Source organism: Marinobacter sp. M1C, from assembly GCF_023314135.1.
Lineage (GTDB): Bacteria > Pseudomonadota > Gammaproteobacteria > Pseudomonadales > Oleiphilaceae > Marinobacter.
The window spans coordinates 378,517-404,312 of sequence record NZ_CP092289.1 but is presented as its reverse complement, the minus strand read 5'-3'; the positions used below and the strand labels follow the sequence as shown (position 1 = coordinate 404,312).

The following is a 25,796-nucleotide window of genomic DNA, read 5'->3' as shown; positions in this document are numbered from 1 at the left end:
GCGGGTGGGCTTATTCCGCCCTGATCCATTCAACCCGCAACTCGAACGCACCCGCGCGCTTGTCGCCCAGTAGCAAGCCAATGGCTTCTACATGTTCAACATCCAGAGGTGGGCCGGAAAGCGCGCGGCCACGAAAATGCGGACTGAGCTGGGAAATCAGGATAACCGGCTCTGTCCACTCGCCTGCGAGTGTCGGGAACTCGGCGGTATAAGCAATGGGTGATTGGCCATAACGGGCGTCGGTGTATAGCCTGAGCTGGTAATTGCGACCATCGCCTTTCACCCGCAGTCGCAGCGAATGAAAGGCACTCACGTTAAACTGGTGGCCACTGCTTTTCACCGACGAAAAACCACCGTTGTTCTCCAGCGATATCTGTCCGGAAAAAATCAGCTGGCCGTCCACAATTGCTGGTCCCCCGCGGGATTCGCCACCCATGACGCCGTCGTTAACCGCGTACCACTCAGGCGCGGGCGAGGTCGCAGAAAAATCCACCAAGGTGTAACCACTATTCGCTTTTGTATTCACTGGTTTGTGCTCCTTTAAAAAGATCACTAAGACGCAAAACGTACATCCATAATTAGTCAGAGTCACAGAAAAAGAGCAGTAAGCGCTGAACAGGCAATCAAGCCCAGCGTCAGCTTGCGAAACAACTGCTCGGAAGCCAGATGAAACAAACGGCTACCCAACCATGCTCCGAACATCATCGGTATCAACGCGATAGCACAAAGCGACAACCACGCCATTTCAACCCGGCCCTGTTGCACCGTATAGAAGACTACCAGCACGCTATCAATTAGCATGAAATACACGATCAGGGTGGCCCGCACCGTAAACGCCGGCGCAGACGTACGCATCATCAACAACACCGCAGGTGGCCCGCTCATACCGCTGATACTACCAAACAAGCCAGACAAACTGCCCGCCAGATAGTTGTGTCGGACCGAGGCTGCTATCGGTTCCGCTTTTAGCCGGCTCTGCAGGGCCATTAGCCCCACGAACACCAGCACTGTGATGGCTACCAGTGTCGCCAGCGTGTCACTGGGCAACAGTCGCATCAGAACAAAACCAGCCAAGCTGCCAATAATCGCGGCCAACAGCATCTGCCGCACCATTACGCCAAGAGCGTCTTTATAAACGCTGCGAACCAGCGGCAGCGCGATCATAAGATCCGCCAGCAACACGACGGGCACGGCGATTACCGGACCATACAACGCACTGAACACCGGTGCCATGATCATGACCGAACCGAATCCGGAAAACCCGCGCACCATACCGGCGACAAAACACACCACTAAAAGCAAAATAACGCTGAATCCCGAGTCCGGGAGCGCATTGGATAAGCTAAGAAGCACGAAGTTATCCTACCAGAGGAAGCTTAGAACCAGCGGAATAGACACCACAGCCAACAGGGTTTGCCCGCTAATGATACCTGCCATCAGCGGTGCATCACCGCCTAGCTGGCGCGCAAGAATGTAAGCTGAGGTGGCTGTGGGCAAGGCCGCCAGCAGAATCATGACCTGCACCAGCAAGAGCTCAAAGCCTAGAACATAGCCGATGCCCGCAGCAATCACAGGCATCACCAGTAACTTAAGAATTGACGACATCACAAATGGCATCGAAGCGCCGCGTAACACGCTCAGTTGCAGGCCAGCACCCACCGTCATCAAACCCATAGGCAAAGCCAGGCTGCTCAATGGCCCCAGAGTGCCTGCCAACAGCGGGTGAAAGCCCAGCTCGAAGTAACTCCAGGTAATGCCCAGCAGCGATCCGACAATCAATGGGTTGGTAATGATCATCCGCAGCACGGGCAGAAGCTGTATCCGCTGGCCAGCAGTCGTCAGCGAAAACATAACGATGCACAGCAGATTCAGCATGGGCACCATAATAGCCACCACGATGGCGGTCAGTGCCAGGCCCTCATCGCCCAGCAGCATGCCGCCTGCCGCCAGTGCGACGTAAGAATTGAAGCGAATAGCGCCCTGAAACACCGACGAGAACACCGGGCCACTCCAGCGCCAGAAGCGCTGGATAACGGCCAGTATCAGAGTCATCGATGCCAGTGTTGCGCCTACCAGCACGGCAACATCTGCGTAAACCGACGGCGCCATGTGCGCCTGCCCCAACTTGTACACCAGCATGGCGGGAAACAAAACGTAATAGGTAAAGCGTTCTGCCTGGGGCCAGAATTCCGGCCCGGGGAAATTCCAGCGGCGAAAAAGGTGCCCCAGGGTGATCAGCAGAACAACCGGCACCAATGCATTGAAAAAAACGTTCATTGCCCAGCCCTGAAAAATGAAAAAACCAATGCAAAGCTTGCTATAGATTTACAGACAGAACAACCGGTACCTTTCAACACTATTGAATCAGACTGTTATCAAGATATGCGCTATAACAGAGGATAGCCGTTATTAACAGGCTTTCGTTTTCCGGGGGAAAGTCATCAAAAAACTCGGCAGGGCTGATTATTCGTCGCTGAAGACGGCACAGTCACGACCGCGTTCCTTGGCCAAATAAAGCGCCGTATCTGCACGTTTTAGCCAGCTATCAGCTGGTTGTACCCGGCACCCAGGCCGCAACACCAAATGACGCCGTCACTTCTGCTGCATCTGGCGTTTTCAGTTGGTTTTTAATGGCTTCTTGAAGGTTGCTGATAAACGCACGCTGCTGCTGTGAATCAACGCCGTACACCAACAGCGCAAACTCTTCTCCTCCTTAACGGTAAAGACGATCACCTTTGCGGATATTGTTGGTGACAATCGATGGTATTCAGAATTTCTAGCAATCGAAGCTGCTTCACACCCTGGTTTGCGAACACAAAGGCGCTCATTGATAACATAATGATTGTTGCGACAAAGGAATCTAACGGGATTACATCAAAAATATCGGACAGGGCCACCAGAGCTATTCCGGCGACAAAATTAATCAGACAAGCCTCGACCGGTTTCACCAAAAAAACATGGCCGCAAAGACCGGGTAAACCCACAAAAAACTGCCAACCCCGTTCACGATGGCTATCACCACGACGCCAATAGAGATAAATATCGCGGCTACAAAGCTCGCAATTCGGGTTTTTTCGGTGCGGAAAGCATAAGCCACCAGCCCGGCAATACCCAGTACCAAGGTCATATCAACCATCGCCGCGACGACGTTTCCTTGAACAAAGCGTATAACGGCGAATGGCAAAACGCCCAGTACAGCTAAAGTGCCGAGTAGTAACAATGACGATAGACGAGATTTTTTACAGCTGTTTAAGCATAGCGCCCTCGACATTAATTGCGTCACCATGTACAGAAACACGACGCTAAATCTACTGGTAACGCTGTAATATCCGCTCCAGCTCACCCGCGGCGCGGGCTTCGTCCAGCGCTTGCTGCAGGTCTGCCACAATGGCGGGGTCGGTTTCATTGCTGAACGCCAGGTACATGGGCGTTTCACGGAACGTAAGAACCGGCTTCAGGCCGCTAACACCAAATTCTTTCTTGGCCACCAGTGGGCCAACCAAGCCGTCTGTTACCCAAAGGTCAGCCTGGCCCAGCACCAAGCGGCGGGTATTAACCTCACCCGAGGCCGCCATAATCACGTTAAAGCCCTGATCGGTTAAATAATCCGACATAACATCGCCTTTGTAGCCGGCGATTTGAAGGTCTTTGGCGTCGTTCAGCGAATTCAAGGTAATGTCAGAATCTGGAGCAGCGAACAAGGTCCACTGAATGGACGCCAGCGGGCCCACCCACTGGAACTGATTGGCGCGCTCTTCGGTTTTTGCGGTACAAAACAAAGCGTGATTTTTTCGGCCCTGAACCCAGTTGTACGCGTAATTCCAGGCCCGCATTTTCATCATGTAATCATAATCAACCCGAGCCAGTGCGGCTTTAACCATGTCAGTGCAAATACCAGTGATGTCTTCTTCATTGTGGGCAACCGCTTTGCCAGAAAAGGTGTCGTTATAGGGCGGGTATTTTTCAGTAAAAATGTACAGTTTCTCCGCACCTACAGCGGTCGCCGCCGCGCTGAATAACAGCAGCGACAATAAACCGTAGCTAATACCTTTCACAGCACGAGCGGTCAGAGAATTCATGGCGGTCGGCATTCAACATGTCCTTATCACTGGTTTGGGCGCACGGACTGCGCCTTAAGTACCTTGGAATTGGACACCGTAACTACTGGTGATTGCAACCCAATCCGCCCAAACTTCTGACGCCCATCAAAGAAATGCCGAGCTAAAACTTATAGTTCTAGCTTAAGCACCGGTTAAGGCAGAGGTTGCAATGAATCTAATAAGGCTGGCATTGCCAGATTTACTGCAGCGGGCGCTGGCCAATCTTTTAGACAACGCCCTGCTGCACTGCCCCGCTAACGGCACCATTGCCGTCAGCGCCAGCAGCAGCGCAACCTCGATTCGCCTGAGCGTGACCAACAGCGGTGACGCCATTGCAGCCGAACACCTGCCACGGTTATTTGAACGCTTTTACCGTGGTGATCAGGCACGCTCACACAGCAGCGAAACCGGCGGTTTGGGGCTGGCCATCGTGCAGTCCATAATGGCACTGCACGATGGCCAGGCGAGCGCCGAAAACAGCGCCCACGGGGTTTGCTTCGGCCTGGATTTCCCGCCTTACTAAGGAATTAACGCCAGCTCGGCATCACGCTCTTCGCGGCTTGGGCGCAGTTGCGGCAGGCCTTTTTGTTGGCGGCGCTGGCCCAACCAGTACAACAAAGGCGCCGCAATGAAGATCGATGAGCTAGTACCCACCACAATGCCAAACAACATCGGCAGCGCAAAACTGGCCACCGCGCTGCCGCCGGCAATGCCCATGGGCAACAGGGCCAGCAGGGTGGTAAGCGAGGTAAACACGGTGCGCGTCAGGGTAGACGATATGCTCTCGTTCAGCAGTTGCAGCATGGGCTTGTCGGGCGTGAGCCGCAGATTTTCCCGAACCCGGTCAAACACCACCACTTTGTCGTTCACCGAATAGCCGATCAGCGCCAGCAAAGCCGCAACCGCCGTTAAGTTAAATTCAAGACCGGTCAGCGCAAAAAAGCCGATGGTTTTTGTCAGGTCCAGCGCAATGGTCAAGGTTGCGGCGGCGGCAAAATGGGATTCAAAGCGAATCCAGAGGTAGCCCAGCATGCCAGCACCCGCCAGCAGAATCGCCAGAATCGTAGCATCGGAAAAACCGCCGCTGACTTTCGGCCCGACCATGTCTACTTTCGGGAATTCGGCCGTTGGCGAAAGAGTGCGCACCGCGGTTTTCAGGGAGTCCACCACGCCTTCTGCCTTGCTATCGGAATCACTCGCTGAAGGATTCAGCACCGGCAAGCGCACCAGATACTGGCCTGCATCCGCCGGGCCTGACTCCTGAATCGCCGCACTGCCCAAGCCTGCAGTAGCCAGAGCCTGGCGCAGCTGCTCTACGCTGGTGTTTTCGGCCCGCACTTCCACCAGGGTACCCCCGGTAAAGTCCACGCCGTATTGCAGTCCAGGACCAAAAAACAAAACGATGGAGCCAATCGACAGCAAGGCCGATAACCCCAAACCTATGAAACGGCCGCGCAGAAAATCAACACCGCGCTCCGCCAGCCGGTCCAGCGCTTTTATGCCCTGAATAGTTAAAGGCTGGCGGCCCATGGCCCGCACCCGCCATTCCATCAACAAGCGGGTGACCGCAATGGCCGTGAACATCGACGTCAACAAACCAATGCCAATGGTGACGGCAAAACCGCGCACCGGGCCGCTGCCGAACATAAACAGCAGGCTGATAGCAATCAGCGTGGTGACGTTGGAATCCAGAATTGTGCTGTAAGCGCGGCTAAAACCCTGGCGCACCGCCATAGGGGCAGAGAGGCCGTTACGGGTTTCCTCGCGAATGCGCTCGTTAATCAGAATGTTGGCATCTACCGCCATACCAATGGTGAGAATAATACCGGCGATGCCCGGCAGGGTCAGCGTGGCACCAAGCACGCTCAGCACACCGAACACCAGGCCTACGTTCACCGCCAGGCCCACACAGGCAATCGCACCCCAGCGGCCATACAGGCCCAGCATAAAGGCGAATACCAAAGCAGCACCCAGCAGCCCGGTACTTAAGCCCATGGCAATGGCGTCACTGCCCAAGTCTGGCCCCACGGTGCGCTCTTCCAGCACTTTCAATGGCACTGGCAAGGCGCCACCGCGCAGTAACAGGGCCAGGTTGCTGGCTTCGGCGCTGGTAAAGCCACCACTGATTTCACCGCTGCCGCCGGCAATGGCACTGCGAATCACCGGCGCGGTAATCACTTTGCCGTCTAGTACCACCGCAAGCGGCCGGCCGATGTTAGCGCGAGTCATCTCGCCAAACTGGCTTGCGCCACTGCTGTCCAGCTTGAAGTTCACCACCGGTTGCCCGTTGTCAGAATTAAAGCCTAGCTGAGCATCGCTAATGTGCTGGCCTTCCATCGCCACCCGTCGCTCCAAGCTGTAACGTTCGCCTTCTTCGCTGCCCGGCAAATCCATTACCGGTTCATTCTTGCTATTGGCAACCCAATTAAAGGTCATTTTTGCAGTGGTGCCGAGCAGTTTACGAATACTGCTGGGGTCGGCCACGCCGGGCATCTGTACTAGAATGCCATCGTTGCCCTGGCGGGTGATGCTGGGTTCTACCAACCCGCTTTCGTCCAACCGCTGACGTACCACTTCCAGGCTGCGCTCAAGCGCGTCATTGGTTAACGCGGCAATGCGGCTTTCAGTCAACGTCAGCCTTAATTGGCCGTCTTCTACCGCGACGTCGAAGCGTCGAGTGCCGTCTCTATTGTCACGAGCCAACGCACGGGCCACGGTGGCGGCCGCTTGCAGTTGCTCGGGCTTCTTGGCCATAACCACCACCGCGCCACTCTCAGCCTTTGGCCTGACACCGGTCACCCCTGCGTCTACCAGCTTTGGCCGAAGCTCCTCAGCAATGGCGCGCATTTCAGCATCAAACAGCTCGGCGGTGTCGGCCGCCAGCAACAGGTGCGAGCCACCTTGCAAGTCAAGGCCTAAAGATATTGTGGTACTGGTGTACCAGGCGGGAAGTTTAGCGGCGATTTGCGTTGGCAACAGATTTGGCAGGGCGGCTATCAGCCCTAATAATATAACCAAGCCATAGACCAAAGCCCGGGCTTTCAAAGATTTCATGGCATATCCTCACAGGCGACGCCTGCCGGCAGCTTTAACAGCGGAGGGCAGGCGTAATAACGGGAATTTCAGACAGTGCGAAAAACGGTCGTTATGGCATTAAGCCAAAGGAGGAGCCCGCAGAAGGGGCCAGAAGCTGGGGTGATGGCGAACAACATGCGCGGCAACAGGATGGAAAACCACCACTTGGCTGCTGAACTGGGGCAATAGCAGAGAAAGCACTGACACCAGTGCAAAGGGCGTTGGCGAACTGTCACCGTTGGCGGGCGTTGGCGCCACGAACCGCCAACGACTGCCCTGATGGCTGGCCACCAGAGCCTGATCGCTGTGGTTGATATAACCGAAATCAGAGTTTGCAGCCGGGGCAGAAAAACCACTCAGCAATAACCCGAGAGCCAACACCGCCAGCAGCAATGACAACCCGTAACCGAAGCGGGCAGATGGCAGCAAAGTATGGCAAGGGCGTGGGTGCATGGGGGTGTCTCGCTGGTTCAATCACTAATATGAGGCCGGCGCGGTGAATCGTCAACTCAGTGTTTTCACTATTGTCATAAGGCTTCAATTAAAGACGGCTGGACCGAACGGGGGAACTCCCCGCACCGTTGCGAGTCACACTGCGCCAACTGCTGTCATTTTTGAGGAGTAAGGATGCTTTCCGTGAATCTGGGGCCACTTAGCTTGCCCATGGGCCATCTACTGCTGGTATTCGCCTTCGTGGTGGCGCTGATAACCGGTGCTATAGCCGGGCGCAAAGAAGGTGTCCCCATCGCTGGCACCCTGGCAGATATTTTTCTGGTCGCCCTGCTGACAGCGCGCATTGGCTTTGTTGCGCTTTACTTCGAATATTACCGCGATGACCTGCTGGGCATTATTGATATTCGCGATGGCGGTTTCAGTGTTCTGGCAGGCGTTGCCGGGGCCTTGGTTTTTATCGCCTGGCGCATGCGCCGGCACGCGCGAATACGTCGCCCACTGGCCATTGCCATGACAGCGGGCCTGATCAGCTGGGGCGCAATTGCTGGGCTAATCGCCGTGATGGAGCAACAAACCGCCAGCTTACCCCAAGCCAGCCTCGCCACTCTTGATGGCAAGCCCGTACAATTATCAGAACTGGCTCCGGGCACGCCCATGGTGGTGAATCTGTGGGCCACCTGGTGCCCGCCCTGCATTCGCGAAATGCCCGTGTTGGAGCAGGCGCAGAAAGACAATCCCGGTGTGGCCTTTGTTTTTGTAAATCAGGGTGAGCAGCCGGAAACGATTCGCCGTTTTATGCAAGAGCAGGACTTAACCCTGAATAATCTGATAACCGATTTCGGTGGCAGTCTGGGCCGCAATACAGGCAGCCACGGCCTACCCACTACCCTGTTCTATAACACCGAAGGCCGCCAGGTAAATGCCCACATGGGCGAGTTGTCTAATGCCACGCTGGCCCGCAGGCTCGAGCCGTTTAAGGCTCCTTGAGCCGTAACCAATCTATCTGACACTTAAGGAGAAACCGCCATGGCTTCACCCGTTAGCTCTACATCTGTTCGCTCTACAAGCACCACCGATGCGGCTCGCGCACGTGCACTGCGGACATCGGGCCGCTGGCAACCATTGTTAGTGTCGGCTTTGGCCGCAGCTACTCTGGGCGCCAGTGGCATCGCCTTCGCCCAGGACAGCTACCCACCTGCGGTGCAGCTGTTAATTGACCGCGGCGTGTCCATTGCTGACAGTTTCGAAGCACCCGGCGGCCTGACCGGCTATGCCGGCGATATGCAGGGCCGGCCAGTCGCGTTTTACCTGACGCCTGACGGCGACCATATTATTGTGGGCCCGATGCTGAACGCCAACGGCGACAACCTTACAGAGCCAAAAATCCAGGAACTGGTACAAGGGCCGCTGAATCAAAAAGCCTGGGCACAAATGGGCGATAGCGCCTGGGTACTTGACGGCAGCGCCGATGCGCCGGTCATCGTGTATACCTTTACCGACCCCAATTGCCCTTACTGCCACCGCTTCCGCCAGGCTGCAGAACCCTGGATTGACGCCGGCCAAGTGCAGCTACGCCACGTGATGGTGGGCATACTGCGCGAGGACAGCCTGTCTAAAGCCGCCACCATTCTGGGTGCAGACGACCCCCAGGCAGCCCTGCGCGACAACCAGCAAAGTTACAACAACGGCGGCATAGAGGTGAATCGCGAACGGGTCAGCGCTAATAGCAAACGCATCACTGCCAATAACCGTTTGATGGGTGAATTAGGGCTTAGCGCTACCCCCAGCACCTATTACAAAGATGAAAATGGCCAAATCCAAATGCAACAAGGCTTACCGCTCCCCGAAGACATGCGGGCGGTGATGGGAAGTGCCCAGCCCTGATGGTTTCGCAGTGGTGTTTTCATCGTCAGTGAGCCGTGCTTTGATACGGTTCGTTGTTTGCCCCGATCCGCAAGCAGTTCAGGTTTAATGGATAAGCCCAGTAGACATATTTGTCACTTCACGCTGTATACCCACAGGAATTTTTTATGGCACTGACACTGAACATTGTGACCTGTAGCACGCGCCCCGGCCGCATAGGGCCGTCGATTGCCCAGTGGTTTTTGGAGTACGCCCGTGAACATTCTGCGTTCGACTGCCGGCTGGTGGACTTGGTCGATTTCGAACTTCCGGTTTACAACGAGGCCAATCACCCCAAAAGCGGGATTTACGAACACGAACATACCCGCCGCTGGGCCGCCAGCGTAAGCAGCGCTGACGCCTTTGTATTCGTTTTGCCGGAATACAATTTTTGCCCACCGCCGTCGTTCGTGAATGCGCTGAACTACGTGTACACCGAGTGGAATTACAAGCCCTGCGGCTTTGTCAGCTATGGCGGTGCCGGCGGCGGCGTACGCGCAGCCCTGCTGGCGCGGCAACTGGTCACCACCCTGAAAATGATGCCCATGGTGGAAGGGGTGATGGTGCCCATGGCCTGGAACCAGATTGATGATAACAAGGTGTTTCACTCCAACGAACTGATTGACCCGTCTGCCACTGACCTGCTGGTGGAGCTTGAAAAATGGGCCAAAGGCCTGAAAGCCATGCGGTAACACCGCATTCACCCGCTTTAAAAATGCAAAAGGCAGAGCTTCGGCTCTGCCTTTTTTGATATTTTTGATAGCACCGGGTTAGGTCTACCGAGTCAGATCAGGTCGTTCACCACGCTGATACGCACCGGCAAACCCTGGCGCACCGAGGCGCCACTGACGTTTTCCAGCCAAGTGGCGGTTCCGCTTTTACGGGTGGGGTCGGCAAAGCCCAGATCGTTCAGGTTCACGCCAGCGCCCAGGTATTCGTTGCCCGGGCGCTTCTCGCCATCAATCACATGGGTACCCGCGCCCAGTTCGCGGTGACCGTAGCCATGCTCGATACCCAACGCTCCCTCATGTACGTGCTCGCCCACCAGAGCCAGGGCAACCACCCTGCCACCGGGGCTTTCGATGGCGATGGCGTCACCGTGTTTCACACCGTATTTTTCGGCATCTTTGTAGTGCAGCAGTACCGGGTTATAAGGTTTGATCATGCGCAGCCGTTCCAGACCAATAGCATAGGAGTTCATCAGGTTGGACTTGAACGAGAACGCCAACAGTGGCCAATCTTCCTGAGTAAAGTGATCCCGCAGCGCCGAGCCATCCCAGAACCTGGGCGGATGAAACATAGGCGTACCCACAAGGCGTTTACCGCTGTAGCTGTCGATGGTGGTGCCCACCTCTTCGTTGTACACGCACAGCGGGCGAGTCCAAGTGTAGCCGAGTTTCTGGCTGTCATAAGCCTTTTTCATTTTCTCGAAGCGACCACCGCGGGAGTACAGGTGCGCCACCGGGCCCACTTCGTCCGCCGCCAGAGTGCCTTGCAAGCGCTCCATTAACGGCTCAATACCGGATGCGTGGATGTCCTCTGCGGAGGCATCTGCCAGTGGTTTACCTGCCAGCGCAATGTTCGCCGCCGCCCTTAAATAGTAGTCTTCAGCGCGGTTCAACGGATGGTTCTTGCCGTCGGCACCGGCGATGGCGTTGTCGCCAAAGCCCGGCAAATCAAGCCGTTTGGCCAACTCGATAAAAAAGCTGTCCATACTGACCGGCTCACCGGCGGCGGTTTTTGCCTGGCGTGGCTCAACCACCGGCCAGCAGGCGGTGGTCATTTTGGTCACGGTGCCACTCCAGGCGCCGGTGAAGCCCCAGACTTCGTACATTACCGAATCCGGCACAATGTAATCCGCGTAACGGTTGGTTTCGTTGATAAAACCGTCTACCGCCACGTACAGGCCAATGTTTTTCGGATCTTTCAGCTTGCTTTCAATCATCTCGGTCAGGCCCGCCTGGCCGTAGAGCGGGTTTGCCATTACTCCGATCATGGCTTTGATGTGATACGGGTAGCCGTCAATACCGGATAACAGGTGCTCGGTCAGAATCGGCGGTGCCAGCTTGCGCCAGGGGGCTTTGGCCGGATACGGCGATTCACCGTTGGCCACATGGCGTTTGTATTCTGAGGTTTTCTCGTAGGGAAAACGCGAACGCGACAAAAACACACCCTTGGGGCCAACCTGGCCAGGAAAGCTTTCCAGGTCGTAGCGCGGACCATTACCCATACCGTTGTACTTGCCACCGCCGTGGGCCATACCACCCTTCTGATTGTAGCTGCCGGCCAGCAAGTTGAGCATATTCACGCCCCAAGAGGCGTAAAAGCCCGAGCCGGACATCATGCCGCCGTGGGCGTCTGCTACGGCCTGGCGGCCAAAACGGGCAAAGCGCTTAGCCAGGGCCTTTATGGTACCGGCCTCTATGCCACAGTAGTCGGCGTACTCTTCAATGCTGTAAGCCTGGGCCTGTTGGCGCAGTTTGAACAGCGAGCTGCGCACGGTAGTGGTGCCACCCGCGGTATCTACCTGGCGTTTCACAAACAGCTGGCTGCGGCTGGCAGCTTCGGCGCTTTCAAGATCGCCGGCGTTATTGACTACCACCGGGTGATCGTTTTCAGATCCTGCTTCAGCCTGACCAAGGTCAGACAAACGCAGAAAGTAGCCAGCCCTTGGGTGGCTGTCGTCATCAATCACCAGGTGGGTGGCGTTGCTGTGGCCCGCTTCACCGGCGGCGCTGGCCGCGGTGTGGCCCGGCAGTGCCAGGTAATCCGCCGCGTAGCCGTTATTTTCCAGCATCCAGCGAATCAGGCCCATGGCCAGCGCGGTGTCGGTGCCCGGCAGAATGGAAATCCAACGGTTGCGATCGCTGGCGGCGTGGGATGCGGCCGCGTTCAGGGCCGGGTCTACCACCACGTATTCCAAAGAGCCAGTGCTGCGGGCTTGCCCCAGCAAGCGGCCCTGACGCTTGAACGGGTTACCGGCCTGGCTGGGTGCGGTACCAATAAACAGGGCAAATTTTGTATTGGCGAAGTCTGGTTTCACGTGGGCGTTTTTAGCCAGATCGTTCATCAGCGCGCCAGAACCCATGCGGAACGCCAGGCCACAATAAGCGCCATGATGGCCGTAGTTGCGGGTACCAAAGGCGTTAAAGGCAAAGCGCTTGAGCAGTGCGGAACGGCCGTAGTCGGTGGCCTCCATCATCAGCAGCTGGTTGGCTTTGGGACCGTATTCGGGGTTATTGGCGTCCAGCGGGGTTTCAACGTCGCGAATGGCGCGCAGGCCGTCTACCGCGCCTTCCGCAAATAGGTCACCGCCTTCCACAATCTCGTCCAGCAGCTGCTCGAATGAAACGGTCTGCCACTGGCCACTGCCGCGAGGACCCACCCGCTTCAGGCACTGCAATACCCGCTTGTTGCTGGTGAGCTGAGCCATGGCGGCGTTGCCGCGGGCGCAGGCGGTGGAGCGGTTGAGCTGGCCCCGATCCTGAAAACTACTCAGGCCCTTGAGGGCGTCCAGCACCGGGATATCTTCGTCCAGATGCTCGTCCGCAGACAATGGGTGGTAAGGGTTACCCGACACCCGCAGAACTTTTTCTTCATTGTTATCAATACGCACCCGCACGCCGCACTGGGTGGTGCAGCCGTAGCACACGGTAAAGGCAATGCGCTGGTCCGGGTTGAGTGTAATCTCGCCGGTTTGCGGGTCTACGCTGTATTCTGGCGACAAGCTATTGCCGTGCAGGCGGTCGGCGGTTTTCTTACCGGCGGTACCGTTCATCAGGCCCTTGCCCATTTTTTCCAGCGGACCGTAATAGCCGGCCCCAAACGCTGCTATACCGCCAGCGGCGGCAGCACCTTTGATCAGATTACGACGATTCTTGTCCATTTCTAAACTCCTCAAGACGCCGGCTGCGGACGTTATTGCGGCGGCAGCCTGGGCCGAAAATCAGCGTGCGCGCACCTGCATGCCTTTTTTCCAGGGCACCAGGATGTCGATAATCAACAGGGCCGCCAGCCACAGGCCAAAGGTGCCGATAATGCCCATAAATCCGTAAGAGCCGGCTTCGATGGCGTATTGGTAGTAACCAGCCGTGTTCTTGGCCACGGTCTGCACTTCCATCAGCACCATCCAGCGGAAGGTCCAGCCCACGTGCAGCGCCAGTAAACCTACCAGCCAGCCAAAACCCAGCCAGCTTTGTTTTTTCAGCAACACCGCCGCTGACAGTACCAGCGCGATACCGGCCAGCAGGCCCCACACCGCAACGGCGGTCCACTGGGGCGAGTTTTTAACAGAGGCAAAAGCTTCCTGAACCGACGGGCTGTAGCCGGTAATGCCCTCGGTCAGCCACAGGGCCGCAACCACTGCCGCCAATATCATGCCGACAAAGATCACCGTCAGACCCTGGCGGTTCACGTCTTCGTCGTTGCCGGTCATCAACCGGTTCAGCAGCAATACCAGACCCGCCGCGGCAACCAGCCCGGTGATCACAAACATCACGGGTAGCCACTCGGTATGCCACAACGGACGGGATTGCAGAACGGCCACTTCGGCGCCGGTGTAGAGCATTATTCCGAACGAAAACACCAGCGCGCCCAGACCCGACAAAATCAACATCCAGCGGGGTGAGTGCCACTGGCCCAAGGCGATCCAGCCGGACAATCTAGCCATCCAGCCCTCTTCCTGAGCCTGCTCCTGCATGGCGGGGCGCCAGGCCAACCAGGCGTAAGCCACCACCAGGACCAGGTACAGCGGCAGTAGCAAACTGCCAATAGACATCCAGGACCAAGGCGTTATGTTGGCGTAGAAGTGCCAGAATCGCAGCGGCTGGTGCAAGTCTGCCAACAGGGCTACCGGACCCACCAGAGTGCAGCTAACGCTGACCAGCAAAGCAATTTTAGCTAACAGTAAAAACCGCTGTTTACCTAGCAGCAGGCCAGGCACGGTGAGCATCAACGCCGAGTAGGAAATGGCGATCATAAAAAAATACTGCACCGCCCAGGGATACCAGGCCATGGCGTAGCGCGGTGTTAAAACCTCAATGACCATGGAATTCATAGCCCATCTCCTCACCTTTTGGGCCGCGGACATCCCAGAGTGCCGGCTTGGCGTCGGGGCGTGATATGAAACGGTCATCCATACCCAGATAGAACACATGGGGAGAGGTGCCCTGCTCGGGTTTCAATACCATCAGTTCTTTTGAGTGCTCAGCAATCATCTGGCTGATCTGGCTGTTTGGGTCACGAATGTCGCCAATAATGCGGGCACCGCCCACGCAGGATTCCACACAAGCCGGCAACAAACCTACGTCCAAGCGGTGGGCGCAAAAGGTGCACTTGTCGGCGGTTTGGGTGTGTTCGTTGATAAACCGGGCGTCGTACGGGCAGGCTTGCACGCAGTAGGCGCAACCCACGCAAACGTCGTTATCCACTACCACAATGCCGTCTTCACGCTGGAAGGTGGCTTGCACCGGGCACACCGGCACACAGGGGGGTGAGTCACAGTGGTTGCATAGCCGCGGCAACATGAATGTGGCTATGTCGCCGCTGTCTTCGTGCTCTACTTCGTACTGGGACACAATGGTACGAAAACTACCCAATGGCGCCTCGTTTTCAATGTGGCACGACACAGTGCAGGCCTGGCAGCCAATACAGGCGCGCAAGTCAATCAGCATGGCATAGCGTTTTGAGGGGTCGCCTTCACGCCTTGGTGGTTGGTGGTTGATGCCCGCAGAGGCAATGCTGCTCAGCGGCACCAGAGCAGCGCCCGCAGTAAGCTTGGCAATTTGCCCCAACAGGGCTCGGCGCATGGTGTCCATGGGCTCTCCAGCGGTTCGTCAAGTCTGTCAGAGGTGTTTGGTGAGCAGGCTAACATTCACTGCCGGGATTGATTTGACCGTCATCAAGTTTTGGGAGAGTTGATGCGACAGATAGGCACATCTGGCATAGTACTGTTGTATTTTTTCAGCCTAAGAGGCCCCATGACTGCTATTCAAAACAAAGCGTTCAATGCATCTGCCAACCCGGTGCTTGACCTGCTTAGCCGCCACCGTTCCATTCGCAAGTTTACTGACCAGAAAATTCCGGCCGAGCTGCTGTCTAATCTGCTGCACGCCGGCCAATGCGCCGCTACCTCCAGCCACGTGCAGGCTTACACGCTGATTCACGTCGTCGATACCGTCAAGCGGGAGCGCTTGGTAGAGCTGACCGGTGGCCAGGGCTACGTCGCTTCCGCCTCGAACTTTTTCGTGTTTTGCGCCGATATGAAGCGCCCGACCGAAGCTGCCGCAAGAGCTGGCGCCGAAATAATTACCGGCACCACCGAGCAGTTGCTGGTGGCCAGCATAGACTCAGCAATGATGGCGCAGAACCTTGTGGTGGCAGCAGAATCTGAAGGGCTGGGCATTTGCTACATCGGTGGTATCCGTAATGACCCGGCCGCTGTTAGCGACCTGCTGGACCTGCCCGATCAGGTGTATCCGGTATTCGGCCTGTGTCTGGGCTATCCGGACCAGGATCCCCAAGTGAAGCCACGCCTGCCACTTAGCGTCATCGTGAAAACGGACAGTTACAACAGCGAACAGGACAACGCGCTGATTGATGGCTTTGACGCCACTATGGAAACCTATTACAGCGAGCGCCTCGGCGGTAATAAGTCCAGCAACTGGTCGAAGCAGCTTAAACCCCTGTTCACCAGCAAGCTGCGCCTGCATCTGAAGGAGTTTCTGGAAAAGCGCGGTTTAGGCCGGCAATAGGCGGCACGTCGGAATGGTAAATCGGGGACAGATTTGAAATCTGTCCCTGGCTCCTGATGTGATGCGTATCAGGGCGTGACCTTTTCCCACACTGTCAGTTCTGACAGGCTGTGCTGATATTTATTACGGGTTTCGCGAATCACGAATGGCAGGCTGCGCGGCGCGCTCATCAAACGGAAATGCGGTGCTAGCAAGTCTTTCAAACCGTCCAGAGTGCTGTAATTTTCACCGTCTTTCTTGTAACCACCAACCCATTTGTCTCGCGGAGTGTATTCCTCCAGCCAGGTATAGGGCGATGCAATCACCAGTACGCCGTTGTCGTTCAGACGCTCGTGAATGCGGGTCAGAAACTTCGCCGGATCGTACAGGCGGTCAATCAGGTTGCCAGCCACAATCAGGTCGTAGTTGTTAAACAACGGCTTCAAGTTACAAGCGTCGCCCTGATGGAAGGCTACACGCTCGGCAGACTCGGTCAGGCCCAATTCCTCTAGGGTGCGCTCGTGGTAACTCACCAGGTCACCCTCTTCCGGGCGGGCATAGCGAATCACTTTCTGCTCTGCCATCTCCACTCCTTTCTGAATGAAATTGGCTGAAAAGTCGATGCCGTCCACATGCTCAAAGCGGGTAGCCAACTCAAAACTGGTGCGGCCGCAAGCGCAGCCGATATCCAGGGCGCGGCCATAGCTTACGCCACTTTGGTCAGCCGCTGAGCGCTCGTCTAAGGCCGCAATACCGGCCATCGCCAGTTCTTTGGGGAAGTTGGCTTCGCCGTGCCAGTTTTCGCCGAAATTGAATTCCGAGTACTGGGCAAGAATGACATCGTTTTCGTAATATGCGCTGGGGTTCTTCAATTCAGCCTCCGAAGCCACATAGCGGAATCCCGCATGCTGGAAGAAATGGCGGCGGAACGCATAGCGGGCACTGAGCCGCGCCTCGTTACCGCAAGAAATCCACGACCCGCCTTTAATCAGGTTGTGGCGATTATCAAATGTGGGTGTGGTGAAATCATCGTACAACGGATGCACCTCAAACCCTGCAAACGGGTACATCGGCGTTTCAGTCCACTGCCATACGTTACCGACAACATCAAACCATTGGCCGTGGCGGAAGCGCGTAACCGGGCATGAAGACGCGCCGTGATCCAAATGCAGGTTGGCCGCAGCCGGCTCGGCGCCTACTTCCGCTACCTGAGCCACTTCGGCCAGGCGGTGCCATTCGTCTTCAGTGGGCAGCCGCACAGGCCGGCCGCTATCCACGGTTTTCCATTCGCAGAAGGCTTTAGCTTCGTGGTAGTTCACCTCCGCTGGCCAATCCCACCGCATTTCCACTTCTTCGGTCATTAACCGCAGAAACCATTGATTGCGCCACACCCAGAAAGTGGGGTGGCTGGCCTTAGCAAATGCGCGCCAGCCCAAGCCTTCTTCGCTCCAGTAAGCCTCTTCGCTGTAGCCGCCGGCTTCAACGAATTCCAGAAACTCCTGATTGCTCACCAAATATTTTGACGCATCAAACGCGTCTACGCTGGCTTCATGGCGGCCATATTCGTTGTCCCAACCGTAATACTCACCGTCAACTGGCAGGCCCAAAGCCACATCGCCCGCCGCCACCGGCAGCAGCTTGTTCTGCGGAGCTTCCCCGCTTTGAGTGTTGGGCGTCCACTCTGGCTGCGGCTGCAGATACTCCAGCTTTTGCTGGCGAATCAGCACCGATGAGGTTTCCAGGTGAATGCGCTCGTGATCGATGCCCATCAAAATCGGCCAGAACGGGCTCTTCCAGCCCACCGGCAACTGCAAGGGCAAGGTGCGGATAAGATCCACCACCATCGCCCGAACTTTTTGGCGATAGGCCATAACTGCCGACACTTTAGGCCAGGCGTAATGGTCTTCGTTCAAGTCGTCCCAGCTCATTTCATCCACGCCCACCGCAAAGGTCGACTCCATCGCAGGATCAATGCGCTCGGGCAGAATTTTTGCCAATACCAACTTGTTGACAAAAAAAGTTGCTGTATGGCCCAAATAAAACATCAGCGGGTGGCGCAAAGGTATCGACTTCTTAAAATAAGCGTCGTCACCGGCCAATGTTGTAAACAGGGATTCGTAGGTGTCAAAAGTGTCGCAAAAACAACGCTCGATTTCCTCGCGCTTTTGCTGCACGTCACCTTTGGCCAGATTAACCGTGCGGCTAAACGGCTCAGCCGGTTTGGTGGCAGGGTCCGGCGCGGCAACCAATTCAGCGGTTTTTTCAGTCACAATTCTCTCCTGATTCCTTTCTAATTCTGATTATTTCAGCGGGTTAGCCTTAAACTCTCAAATACCCTCAGGAAAACGACCCGCGAGCAAATACTGATTGGGTGAAATGTACGCTGATGCCCAGGAAACAGCTTCATTCGACGCGGACATTTTCTGCGTTAGAGTACAGATTCCACCGCCTGCGTTATCTGTTTGTCGCTGGGGAGCACGCTACTTGAGAAAGATTCCACTACCTGGCCCTGATCGTTCAACAGGTATTTTGTGAAATTCCACTGCGGCGGCTGGCTCTGTTGATTGATGTGGGCGAACACAGGCGTTGCGTTTGCACCGGTGACCGGCCCGGGGGCTATCATAGTGAAGGTGACGCCGAAATTTTTGAAACAGATGGTGGCCGCTTCCTCCTCGGTGTCTGCCTCCTGGCGGAAGTCGTTGCTGGCAAAACCAACCACCACCAAGCCCTCTTTACCGTAACGCTGATGCAGCTGCTCAAGGGCGGTGAACTGGTTGGTAAAACCGCAAAAGCTGGCAGTATTCACCACCAACATCGGCTTGCCGGCAGCCAGTTCGCATAAATTGACGGTATCTTTGGAATGAAGTTTCGGCAGATCGTGGTCCAAAAATGCCGGACAACCCACGGCTTCTTCTGCCACAACCGGGGCAACTCCCCACAGCAAAAGCAGTGCAACGCTGACTGGCCATCTGAACATAATGCGTCTCCTGTTATTCTTTATAATAGTAGATGAAGTTACGCGATCACGGCCGCAACGGTTTTCTGCGTCGCCGTTTTTTGCCGCCGGGAAATAAATAAATCCTCAGGAGCCAAACCATGACACTACCCATTTTTCACGTATTTCTGTCCCACGGACTGGAAAGTGGCCCCCGCAGTACTAAGATTCAAGCTATGAAAGCGGTCGCGGAAGAATACCCGGGCGTGGTGGCCGAAGCGGTGGACCATCGCAGCAGTAAAGACCCGACAACCCGCCTGAAGCAGATGCAGGCAGCTATGGAGCGAGTTGGGGCTGCCCCCCAGCGTACCGTTTTGGCAGGGTCCAGCATGGGCGGCTGGGTGTGTGCGCAAACAAGCGCCATGAATCCGGTACTGGGCTGCTTTTTATTAGCCCCCGCACTGGCACTCGTGGGCTATCCACAACCCAGGCCGCAGATTTGTGCCACGTTCAGCCAGATTATTCATGGTTGGGAAGATGACGTTGTTCCGGTAATGCCTGTGCTGGAATTGGCACAACAGCAAGGCATCAGCGCCCTTGTACTGAACGATGGCCACCGGCTCGAAAACAGCGTACAGCGAATAACCCAAGAGTTTGAACGTTTTTTGCAAACATGTCTGGAAGACCGTAATACGCCTTAATTCCAGCATGTTATTGACCAGGAAAAAGATAGTAAGCGAAGCTCAAGTTTTTATCTGTAAACTTGCGCTTCACCCGTTGTTTTGCCAGTCTAAAGACAGAAGAATAACCAATTCAGAAAAAGAAGCGGAGATTACGCGATGAGCAGCATGAGTAAATTCAAGAAACTGGCAGGCATTTCTGCACTGACGTTCGCGGCACTGACCGCAGCCAACTCGGTGAACGCTGCCAACTGGCGTTATGCTCACGAAGAATACGAAGGCGATGTTCAGGACGTTTTCGCTTACAAATTTAAAGAGTACATCGAAGACAACTCCGACAATACGGTGCAGGTTTATCGCTTCGGTGAACTGGGCGAGTCTGATGACATTATGGAGCAGACCCAGGCCGGCATTCTGAATTTTGTAAACCAGTCGCCCGGTTTTACCGGGGCCCTGATTCCAGAAGCGCAAATTTTCTTTATCCCGTATCTGTTGCCTACAGACATGGGAACGGTGGTTACCTTTTTCCGTGAAAGTAAGGCTATCAACGAAGACTTCCCTAAGCTTTACGCAGAAAACGGCTTGAAGTTGCTGCAGATGTATCCGGAAGGTGAAATGGTCGTCACGCTCGACGAACCCTTTACGACCCCGGCAGAGCTGCAAAATAAGAAGATTCGCGTGATGACTAACCCGTTGCTGTCGGAAACCTACTCCGCTTTTGGCGCCACGCCTACGCCCTTGCCTTGGGGTGAAGTTTACGGCGCGCTGCAGACCAATATGCTTCAGGGCCAGGAAAACCCGATTTTCTGGATTCAGTCCGGCGGTCTTTACGAAGTGTCACCTAACCTGGTTTTTACCGGTCACGGCTGGTTCACCACCGCAATGATGGCCAACCAGAACTTCTACAACGGCCTCTCAGACGCAGACAAAGAGTTAGTGAACAAAGCGTCTGATTTCGCCTTTGAAGAAATTCTTGTTCATATCGACGGCCTGGCTGATGAAGCCCTGGCAAAAATCCAGGCTAGCAGTGACGAAGTCACCGTTACACGCCTGACCGAAGAGCAGATCGACGTGTTCCGCAAGCGCGCCCCGCAGGTTGAGGCGAAGTTTGTTGAGATGGCCGGCGAGAGTGGTCAGCAACTGTTGAACCAGTTCAAGCAGGATTTGAAAAACATCAAAAAATAACAGCTCGTTATTCTTTTTGTATTCATGGCCCCGCGATCATTTGCCTGCGGGGCTTAAAGACTAACCCCGCCCAGCCGGGGCTTTTCCCCTACCGGCCGGGATTTTGCCATTCCGGAGCATAGCCCATGACCGAAAACTCCCCGGATTTAGACGACACCGGCCATTATGACTCGGGACTGCCCGGTTTTCTGGGCACCATCGATGAGTGGATTGCCAAAACCGAGGCGATAATACTTGCAGCCGGCATTATTTTGATGGCAATGAACACCTGCGTGAACGTGATTGCTCGCTTCATATTCGGTGAAGGTATGTTTTTCTCGGGCGAGATCAACCGCATACTCATTATTCTGGTTACCTTCGCCGGCATCGGCTACGCCGCCCGCCACGGGCGCCACATTCGCATGTCTGCAATTTACGACGCCTTTCCCGCTAAGGGCCGAAAAGTACTAATGATTATTATCGCTCTATTTACCGCAGCGATGATGTTCTTTCTGTGCTACCACTCCTACGGTTACATCGTTACTTTGTACGATCGCGGTCGGATTCTACCCGCGTTGGGCATAGACATCTGGATGATCTATGTTTGGGCACCCATCGGTTTTGCTGTTACCGGCATTCAGTATTTGTTGACCGCCGTCAAAAACTTAACCAGTAAAGGCGTGTACTTATCCACCGGTGTGGTGGACGGCTATGCAGAGACCGAAACCGAAGTTTAAAGCAGCCTGAATCAGGCCAGACTCTGAGCAGACCATAAAAGGCAAGAATCATGGCAACAATACTGATGGTCATTATGATCGGGCTCCTGCTAATGGGCTTTCCGATGATGATCCCGCTGACAACCGCTGCTGTTGTTGGCTTTGTAATGATGTTCGACGGCTTCGGCCAGATGGGCACTTTTATTCAGCAGATGATGGGCGGCATTCGCCCAGCATCGCTTATTGCGGTGCCGATGTTCATTCTGGCCGCAGATATTATGACTCGCGGCCAGTCCGCGGATCGCCTGATTAATATGGTGATGGCGTTTATTGGCCACATTAAAGGTGGACTGGCTATTAGTGCGGCCACTTCCTGCACCCTGTTCGGAGCGGTGTCGGGGTCTACTCAGGCCACCGTGGTAGCGGTGGGTTCACCGTTGCGGCCAAAAATGCTGAAAGCGGGTTATTCCGATTCATTTACCCTGGCGCTGATTATTAACGCCAGTGATATCGCGTTTTTGATTCCCCCCAGTATTGGCATGATCATTTACGGGGTTATCTCGCAAACCTCCATTGCTGAATTGTTCATCGCGGGTATTGGCCCGGGCCTGATGATTCTGGTCATGTTTTCACTCTACTGCTTATATTACGCCTACAAGAACAATGTACCCACAGAACCGAAAGCAACCTGGGGCGAGCGCGGGCGCGCAGTGCGCGAGGCTCTGTGGCCGTTGTTTTTCCCGGTCATTATTGTCGGTGGTATTTACGGCGGTATTTTCAGCCCCACCGAAGCCGCCGCGGTATGCGTGTTGTATGCCTTCTTGCTGGAATTTCTGATTTTCCGTTCGCTGAAACTCCCGGATATTTACCGCATTGCCAAATCCACAGGTCTGATCACCGCCGTGGTGTTTATTCTGGTGGCGGTGGGCAATGGCTTTTCATGGATTTTGTCGTTTGCACAGATCCCTCAGGCCATTCTGGAATCGGTGGGAATCAATGAGGCCGGCCCGGTTGGTGTGCTGGTTACCATCTGTGTCGCGTTCTTTATTGCCTGCATGTTTGTGGACCCGATTGTGGTGATTCTGGTGCTGACGCCGATATTTGCGCCGGCCATTCAGGCCACAGGGCTAGACCCTGTGTTAGTGGGTGTACTCATCACCTTGCAGGTGGCCATTGGCTCTGCCACCCCGCCATTTGGCTGCGACATATTTACCGCCATCGCCATTTTCAAACGGCCCTATATGGATGTAATTCGTGGCACACCGCCGTTCATTGCGATGTTAATCGTTGCGGCTGGATTGATTATCGCGTTCCCGCAGATTGCACTGTTCTTGCGCGACCTGGCCTTTCCGGCCTAATCAGGAGACAACGGAATGTTCAAACGCATATTAGTCGCCATCGATGGCTCAAAAAACTCAATGACCGCTTTGGATAAAGCCATCGGTTTGCAAAAGCTGATTCCTGACGTCGAAATCTTTTTGCTGTGCGTGTACAAGCACCACAGCCTGTTTGAGGCATCTTTGTCCATCAACCGCCCTGACAGCATGGACATCCCCGACAAGGTGCTTTCAGAGTACGCCAAGGAGGTTGTGAATCACGCCAAAGAACATGCCAAGGAGCAGAACGCCACTCATGTGCGCGGTTTTGTCAAAAGCGGACGGCCGTCCAAAGTCATCGTACAGTTCGCCCAAGATAAAGAAGCTGACTTGATTGTGGTGGGCACCCGCGGCACCCATAGCGACAAAGACGGCATATTATTAGGCAGCGTATCGCACCGGGTAACCAGCCACGCCAAGTGCCCGGTGCTGGTGGTCTGACTGGCCCTGCCTCAACCGCTGGAAGACACCTCCACGCGGTTGCGGCCATTTCGTTTCGCTCGATAAAGCGCCTTATCGGCCAGCCCCATCAGCTTTTCTGGCTGGAGGGTGTCGTCCGGCCAACTGGCCACCCCTACTGAAATCGTCAAAGGCCGCAAAACCACACCTTCATATTCGAGCTTGATGTCCTGCACCCGCTTGCACAGCGCCTCCGCTTTTACCTGCGCCTGGGCACTGCTGGCACCGGCCATAAGCACCACAAATTCTTCGCCGCCGTAACGGCACACCGTATCGCTTTCACGTAACGCTGGCGCCAATTCACTGGCGATACGTTGCAGCACCAGATCGCCAGCTTCATGGCCGTAATCGTCGTTGAAGCGTTTGAAGTGATCCACATCCGCAATCAGTAGCGTCAGCGACCGCTGGCTGCGCCGACACACGGCTATCTCGTGCTTCATCAACCGATCGAAAAAGCGGCGATTGTGCAGCCCTGTGAGCGCGTCCTCATAGGAAAGTCGTTGTAAATCCTGATGCAGCAACACGCCAGACAGCGTAAGCCCGATTTTCTGGATAATCTGATCCATTGAGAAACACAGGCGAGCGATGCCATATTCAGTTGTGTTGGCAGAAAAGTATTCCGGTATTTCCAGCTGCAAAAAGCCAATAGTGTGACTCCCGCTCTCAGCCTTTTGCACGTTAATCCACAAACACAGGTTGTGCAGAGCTCCGGGTAAATCGGTATCGTCTGGCGGCAAGTCGCGGATGTCCGCAAACAGACGAGTGGGCGGCGGCAGGTTTATTAAGCCATCAAACGCCTCTGGCAGCGGACTGGCGTTGGTGAAAGGGCCGGAAGAGTTAGAGTTGTAACCCCAGCTCACAACCTGGCGCCAGCAGTCCTCAGGTGAGTAAGTACATAGCGCATCCGGCTGGTACAGGGCACCCCGCAGTGGACTGGTCAAGTCAGGAAGTTCGAGCACCAGCAATTTCATCGCCTGCGCTAACGAAGTGCAGCTCTGCAGACCCGCGACAACGTCATCCGACAGGCGGTTTTTCTCGTTTTCAAACGTCAACAGTTTTACTCGCCGGCGTTCACGGAGGGTCAGCGCCTCGGCTTTGGCCGTGCGTTCAGCCACCTCCTGCTCAAGACGCGCATTCATTTGCTGAAGCTGAATCTGTATATGACGGTAATGCGCCACCGAAATACTGATAACCGCCAGCAGAAATAACAGAACACCCCAGCTGACGGGCACTCTTACCCAAGGCAGAAAACCGTGAGCCACCGCCATATCGGCCATCAGCAGAAGACAATAAACACCAAATACCGCCAGCAACAGCCGCTGATCACCAGACATCTGGCGAATGCCGAACACCGCCATGGCCGACATGATGACCAGGGACACCAGAAACAGCACGTCAAACACGGGGTAGGTAGATGCCAGCGTGACCAGACCCAAAAGCGATGCCCCCAGCGCCAACACCAGGTACAGCAGGTGTAGCTGCCACAGACGTTTGAGCAGCGGCGCCGGCTTTGGGCCAAGCCACTGCGCCAACATCACACCCAAAGCGACTGGCACCATGTAATAAGAGCCGGCTTCCAGGTACTCCCACATTAGTGGCTGGCGCCATAGCAGTTGGCTCGCATCCGTACCGGAGAATAGAAGGAGCGCTGAGCTGGAGGCAAATAAAGCAATGCCATTAAAGCCCCGATCGTCTTTGCGTACAAAGGCAAAAATTGCGGCTAGTAGGGCCAGAAGCGCGCACATTCCTGCCACGATCAGTGATTTTAGCGAATTTTTTAGAATATAAGGTACCAGAGCCTGCTGCTCCATAATGGCCACTTCGCCCCAAAGACCAATATCGATGTAGTTGGAATAAATTCTGAAATACAGGGGCTTGTCGTGGTAATCCGGCGGCAGTGCAATGGCATGCCAAGGCCAGCCGGCAAACTCACCACGGCCTTCGGCATCGAACTCACCAAACTGGTAAATCTGCCGGTCGCCTTGCCAGACCTGAACAATCAGATCAACACTGAATATATAGAGCACCGGATCGTGCCAGTCGCCGGCCGGCAGTGTTACTCGGTACCACACGTTATTACGACCATTCCGGTCGGGCGGGTTTGAGGGGAAATCGATGGCGGACCACTGATCCAAGGCGGACGTTTCTGTCCATGTAGGGACACCGTTGGCGTCTATCGAGGAGTCGCCCCAGCGATATTCCCAG

At 55.4% G+C, this 25,796-nt stretch carries 24 protein-coding genes; 10 read left to right on the top strand and 14 right to left on the bottom strand.

Annotation, left to right across the window (positions count from 1 at the left end):
* Positions 1-10 precede the first annotated feature (10 nt).
* The 6 genes from MIH19_RS01840 to MIH19_RS01815 all read right to left on the bottom strand — a co-directional run bounded on the left by MIH19_RS01840 (position 11) and on the right by MIH19_RS01815 (position 4,091).
* Positions 11-526, bottom strand: coding sequence for a CIA30 family protein (locus tag MIH19_RS01840; RefSeq protein WP_249007296.1), 516 nt, complete (start codon positions 524-526; stop codon positions 11-13).
* A 62-nt stretch (positions 527-588) separates the two neighbouring features.
* The gene (locus tag MIH19_RS01835; RefSeq protein ID WP_249007295.1) at positions 589-1,353 is read right to left on the bottom strand and encodes a sulfite exporter TauE/SafE family protein; all 765 of its coding nucleotides are present in this window, start codon (positions 1,351-1,353) and stop codon (positions 589-591) included.
* Positions 1,354-1,362: 9 nt separating this feature from the next.
* A complete protein-coding gene (locus tag MIH19_RS01830; protein ID WP_249007294.1) occupies positions 1,363-2,277 on the bottom strand; it encodes an AEC family transporter in 915 nt (304 codons plus the stop codon).
* Between the two features lie 268 nt (positions 2,278-2,545).
* The gene (locus tag MIH19_RS01825; protein WP_249007293.1) at positions 2,546-2,689 is read right to left on the bottom strand and encodes a hypothetical protein; all 144 of its coding nucleotides are present in this window, start codon (positions 2,687-2,689) and stop codon (positions 2,546-2,548) included.
* Positions 2,690-2,944: 255 nt separating this feature from the next.
* Positions 2,945-3,136: a hypothetical protein gene (locus MIH19_RS01820; protein ID WP_249007292.1), complete on the bottom strand. Its 192-nt coding sequence runs from the start codon at positions 3,134-3,136 to the stop codon at positions 2,945-2,947.
* A 172-nt stretch (positions 3,137-3,308) separates the two neighbouring features.
* Entirely contained in the window at positions 3,309-4,091 is a 783-nt protein-coding gene (locus MIH19_RS01815) for a transporter substrate-binding domain-containing protein (RefSeq protein WP_249007291.1), read from the bottom strand.
* 178 nt (positions 4,092-4,269) lie between these two features.
* On the opposite strand from MIH19_RS01815, the gene MIH19_RS01810 reads away from it, so the two are divergent.
* Positions 4,270-4,623 (top strand): ATP-binding protein, encoded by a 354-nt coding sequence (locus tag MIH19_RS01810; protein ID WP_249007290.1) that lies wholly within the window; start codon positions 4,270-4,272, stop codon positions 4,621-4,623.
* Here the strand turns inward: MIH19_RS01810 and secD are convergent.
* Together secD and MIH19_RS01800 are read right to left on the bottom strand one after the other, a co-directional pair.
* Complete coding sequence (gene secD / locus MIH19_RS01805; protein ID WP_249007289.1) at positions 4,620-7,154, bottom strand: protein translocase subunit SecD; 2,535 nt, start codon at positions 7,152-7,154, stop codon at positions 4,620-4,622. The genes MIH19_RS01810 and secD overlap by 4 nt on opposite strands.
* Before the next feature lie 99 nt (positions 7,155-7,253).
* The gene (locus tag MIH19_RS01800; RefSeq protein ID WP_249007288.1) at positions 7,254-7,628 is read right to left on the bottom strand and encodes a hypothetical protein; all 375 of its coding nucleotides are present in this window, start codon (positions 7,626-7,628) and stop codon (positions 7,254-7,256) included.
* Positions 7,629-7,802: 174 nt separating this feature from the next.
* On the opposite strand from MIH19_RS01800, the gene MIH19_RS01795 reads away from it, so the two are divergent.
* The 3 genes from MIH19_RS01795 (at position 7,803) to MIH19_RS01785 (ending at position 10,222) form a co-directional block, all read left to right on the top strand.
* Positions 7,803-8,615 (top strand): TlpA disulfide reductase family protein, encoded by an 813-nt coding sequence (locus tag MIH19_RS01795; protein ID WP_249007287.1) that lies wholly within the window; start codon positions 7,803-7,805, stop codon positions 8,613-8,615.
* A 39-nt stretch (positions 8,616-8,654) separates the two neighbouring features.
* A complete protein-coding gene (gene dsbG / locus MIH19_RS01790) occupies positions 8,655-9,512 on the top strand; it encodes a thiol:disulfide interchange protein DsbG (protein ID WP_249007286.1) in 858 nt (285 codons plus the stop codon).
* A 146-nt stretch (positions 9,513-9,658) separates the two neighbouring features.
* Positions 9,659-10,222, top strand: a complete 564-nt coding sequence (locus tag MIH19_RS01785; protein ID WP_249007285.1) for an NAD(P)H-dependent oxidoreductase — start codon at positions 9,659-9,661, stop codon at positions 10,220-10,222.
* A 92-nt stretch (positions 10,223-10,314) separates the two neighbouring features.
* Here MIH19_RS01785 and MIH19_RS01780 read toward each other — a convergent pair whose 3' ends face one another.
* From MIH19_RS01780 to ttrB, 3 genes are read right to left on the bottom strand one after another with little or no spacing between them, the layout of a single operon-like run.
* Positions 10,315-13,416 carry a molybdopterin-dependent oxidoreductase gene (locus MIH19_RS01780; RefSeq protein WP_249007284.1) on the bottom strand — a complete coding sequence of 1,034 codons (3,102 nt, stop codon included), beginning with the start codon at positions 13,414-13,416 and terminating at the stop codon, positions 10,315-10,317.
* A 60-nt stretch (positions 13,417-13,476) separates the two neighbouring features.
* Positions 13,477-14,586: an NrfD/PsrC family molybdoenzyme membrane anchor subunit gene (nrfD, locus tag MIH19_RS01775; RefSeq protein ID WP_249007283.1), complete on the bottom strand. Its 1,110-nt coding sequence runs from the start codon at positions 14,584-14,586 to the stop codon at positions 13,477-13,479.
* Positions 14,567-15,346: a tetrathionate reductase subunit TtrB gene (gene ttrB, locus MIH19_RS01770; protein WP_249007282.1), complete on the bottom strand. Its 780-nt coding sequence runs from the start codon at positions 15,344-15,346 to the stop codon at positions 14,567-14,569. Before ttrB ends, nrfD begins: the two co-directional genes overlap by 20 nt.
* 162 nt (positions 15,347-15,508) lie before the next feature.
* On the opposite strand from ttrB, the gene nfsA reads away from it, so the two are divergent.
* On the top strand, positions 15,509-16,282 hold the full coding sequence (gene nfsA / locus MIH19_RS01765) for an oxygen-insensitive NADPH nitroreductase (RefSeq protein ID WP_249007281.1): 774 nt from the start codon (positions 15,509-15,511) through the stop codon (positions 16,280-16,282).
* Positions 16,283-16,350: 68 nt separating this feature from the next.
* Here nfsA and ovoA read toward each other — a convergent pair whose 3' ends face one another.
* Both ovoA and MIH19_RS01755 read right to left on the bottom strand, forming a co-directional pair.
* Complete coding sequence (ovoA, locus tag MIH19_RS01760; protein WP_249007280.1) at positions 16,351-18,531, bottom strand: 5-histidylcysteine sulfoxide synthase; 2,181 nt, start codon at positions 18,529-18,531, stop codon at positions 16,351-16,353.
* 158 nt (positions 18,532-18,689) lie between these two features.
* Positions 18,690-19,238 (bottom strand): glutathione peroxidase, encoded by a 549-nt coding sequence (locus tag MIH19_RS01755; protein WP_249007279.1) that lies wholly within the window; start codon positions 19,236-19,238, stop codon positions 18,690-18,692.
* Positions 19,239-19,357: 119 nt separating this feature from the next.
* Between MIH19_RS01755 and MIH19_RS01750 the strand changes: the two genes are divergently transcribed.
* The 5 genes from MIH19_RS01750 to MIH19_RS01730 all read left to right on the top strand — a co-directional run bounded on the left by MIH19_RS01750 (position 19,358) and on the right by MIH19_RS01730 (position 23,573).
* Positions 19,358-19,897 carry an alpha/beta hydrolase gene (locus MIH19_RS01750; RefSeq protein WP_249007278.1) on the top strand — a complete coding sequence of 180 codons (540 nt, stop codon included), beginning with the start codon at positions 19,358-19,360 and terminating at the stop codon, positions 19,895-19,897.
* Between the two features lie 138 nt (positions 19,898-20,035).
* A complete protein-coding gene (dctP, locus tag MIH19_RS01745; protein WP_249007277.1) occupies positions 20,036-21,061 on the top strand; it encodes a TRAP transporter substrate-binding protein DctP in 1,026 nt (341 codons plus the stop codon).
* Positions 21,062-21,186: 125 nt separating this feature from the next.
* On the top strand, positions 21,187-21,777 hold the full coding sequence (locus tag MIH19_RS01740; RefSeq protein WP_249007276.1) for a TRAP transporter small permease: 591 nt from the start codon (positions 21,187-21,189) through the stop codon (positions 21,775-21,777).
* A 50-nt stretch (positions 21,778-21,827) separates the two neighbouring features.
* Positions 21,828-23,114: a TRAP transporter large permease gene (locus tag MIH19_RS01735; protein WP_249007275.1), complete on the top strand. Its 1,287-nt coding sequence runs from the start codon at positions 21,828-21,830 to the stop codon at positions 23,112-23,114.
* A gap of 15 nt (positions 23,115-23,129) precedes the next feature.
* Positions 23,130-23,573, top strand: coding sequence for a universal stress protein (locus MIH19_RS01730; RefSeq protein WP_249007274.1), 444 nt, complete (start codon positions 23,130-23,132; stop codon positions 23,571-23,573).
* A gap of 11 nt (positions 23,574-23,584) precedes the next feature.
* Here MIH19_RS01730 and MIH19_RS01725 read toward each other — a convergent pair whose 3' ends face one another.
* Positions 23,585-25,726 (bottom strand): GGDEF domain-containing protein, encoded by a 2,142-nt coding sequence (locus MIH19_RS01725; RefSeq protein WP_249018615.1) that lies wholly within the window; start codon positions 25,724-25,726, stop codon positions 23,585-23,587.
* Positions 25,727-25,796: the final 70 nt, after the last annotated feature.

Excerpts from the sequence above, each read along its gene's own strand:
- MIH19_RS01815 (WP_249007291.1), bottom strand. The coding sequence starts at position 4,091 with ATGCCGACCGCCATGAATTCTCTGACCGCTCGTGCTGTGAAAGGTATT.
- secD (WP_249007289.1), bottom strand. The coding sequence starts at position 7,154 with ATGAAATCTTTGAAAGCCCGGGCTTTGGTCTATGGCTTGGTTATATTA.
- dsbG (WP_249007286.1), top strand. The coding sequence starts at position 8,655 with ATGGCTTCACCCGTTAGCTCTACATCTGTTCGCTCTACAAGCACCACC.
- MIH19_RS01810 (WP_249007290.1), top strand. The coding sequence starts at position 4,270 with ATGAATCTAATAAGGCTGGCATTGCCAGATTTACTGCAGCGGGCGCTG.
- MIH19_RS01795 (WP_249007287.1), top strand. The coding sequence starts at position 7,803 with ATGCTTTCCGTGAATCTGGGGCCACTTAGCTTGCCCATGGGCCATCTA.
- MIH19_RS01740 (WP_249007276.1), top strand. The coding sequence starts at position 21,187 with ATGACCGAAAACTCCCCGGATTTAGACGACACCGGCCATTATGACTCG.
- MIH19_RS01780 (WP_249007284.1), bottom strand. The coding sequence starts at position 13,416 with ATGGACAAGAATCGTCGTAATCTGATCAAAGGTGCTGCCGCCGCTGGC.
- MIH19_RS01820 (WP_249007292.1), bottom strand. The coding sequence starts at position 3,136 with ATGGTTGATATGACCTTGGTACTGGGTATTGCCGGGCTGGTGGCTTAT.
- ttrB (WP_249007282.1), bottom strand. The coding sequence starts at position 15,346 with ATGGACACCATGCGCCGAGCCCTGTTGGGGCAAATTGCCAAGCTTACT.
- MIH19_RS01750 (WP_249007278.1), top strand. The coding sequence starts at position 19,358 with ATGACACTACCCATTTTTCACGTATTTCTGTCCCACGGACTGGAAAGT.
- MIH19_RS01800 (WP_249007288.1), bottom strand. The coding sequence starts at position 7,628 with ATGCACCCACGCCCTTGCCATACTTTGCTGCCATCTGCCCGCTTCGGT.
- nfsA (WP_249007281.1), top strand. The coding sequence starts at position 15,509 with ATGACTGCTATTCAAAACAAAGCGTTCAATGCATCTGCCAACCCGGTG.
- MIH19_RS01830 (WP_249007294.1), bottom strand. The coding sequence starts at position 2,277 with ATGAACGTTTTTTTCAATGCATTGGTGCCGGTTGTTCTGCTGATCACC.
- MIH19_RS01785 (WP_249007285.1), top strand. The coding sequence starts at position 9,659 with ATGGCACTGACACTGAACATTGTGACCTGTAGCACGCGCCCCGGCCGC.
- MIH19_RS01730 (WP_249007274.1), top strand. The coding sequence starts at position 23,130 with ATGTTCAAACGCATATTAGTCGCCATCGATGGCTCAAAAAACTCAATG.
- nrfD (WP_249007283.1), bottom strand. The coding sequence starts at position 14,586 with ATGAATTCCATGGTCATTGAGGTTTTAACACCGCGCTACGCCATGGCC.
- MIH19_RS01735 (WP_249007275.1), top strand. The coding sequence starts at position 21,828 with ATGGCAACAATACTGATGGTCATTATGATCGGGCTCCTGCTAATGGGC.
- MIH19_RS01755 (WP_249007279.1), bottom strand. The coding sequence starts at position 19,238 with ATGTTCAGATGGCCAGTCAGCGTTGCACTGCTTTTGCTGTGGGGAGTT.
- dctP (WP_249007277.1), top strand. The coding sequence starts at position 20,036 with ATGAGCAGCATGAGTAAATTCAAGAAACTGGCAGGCATTTCTGCACTG.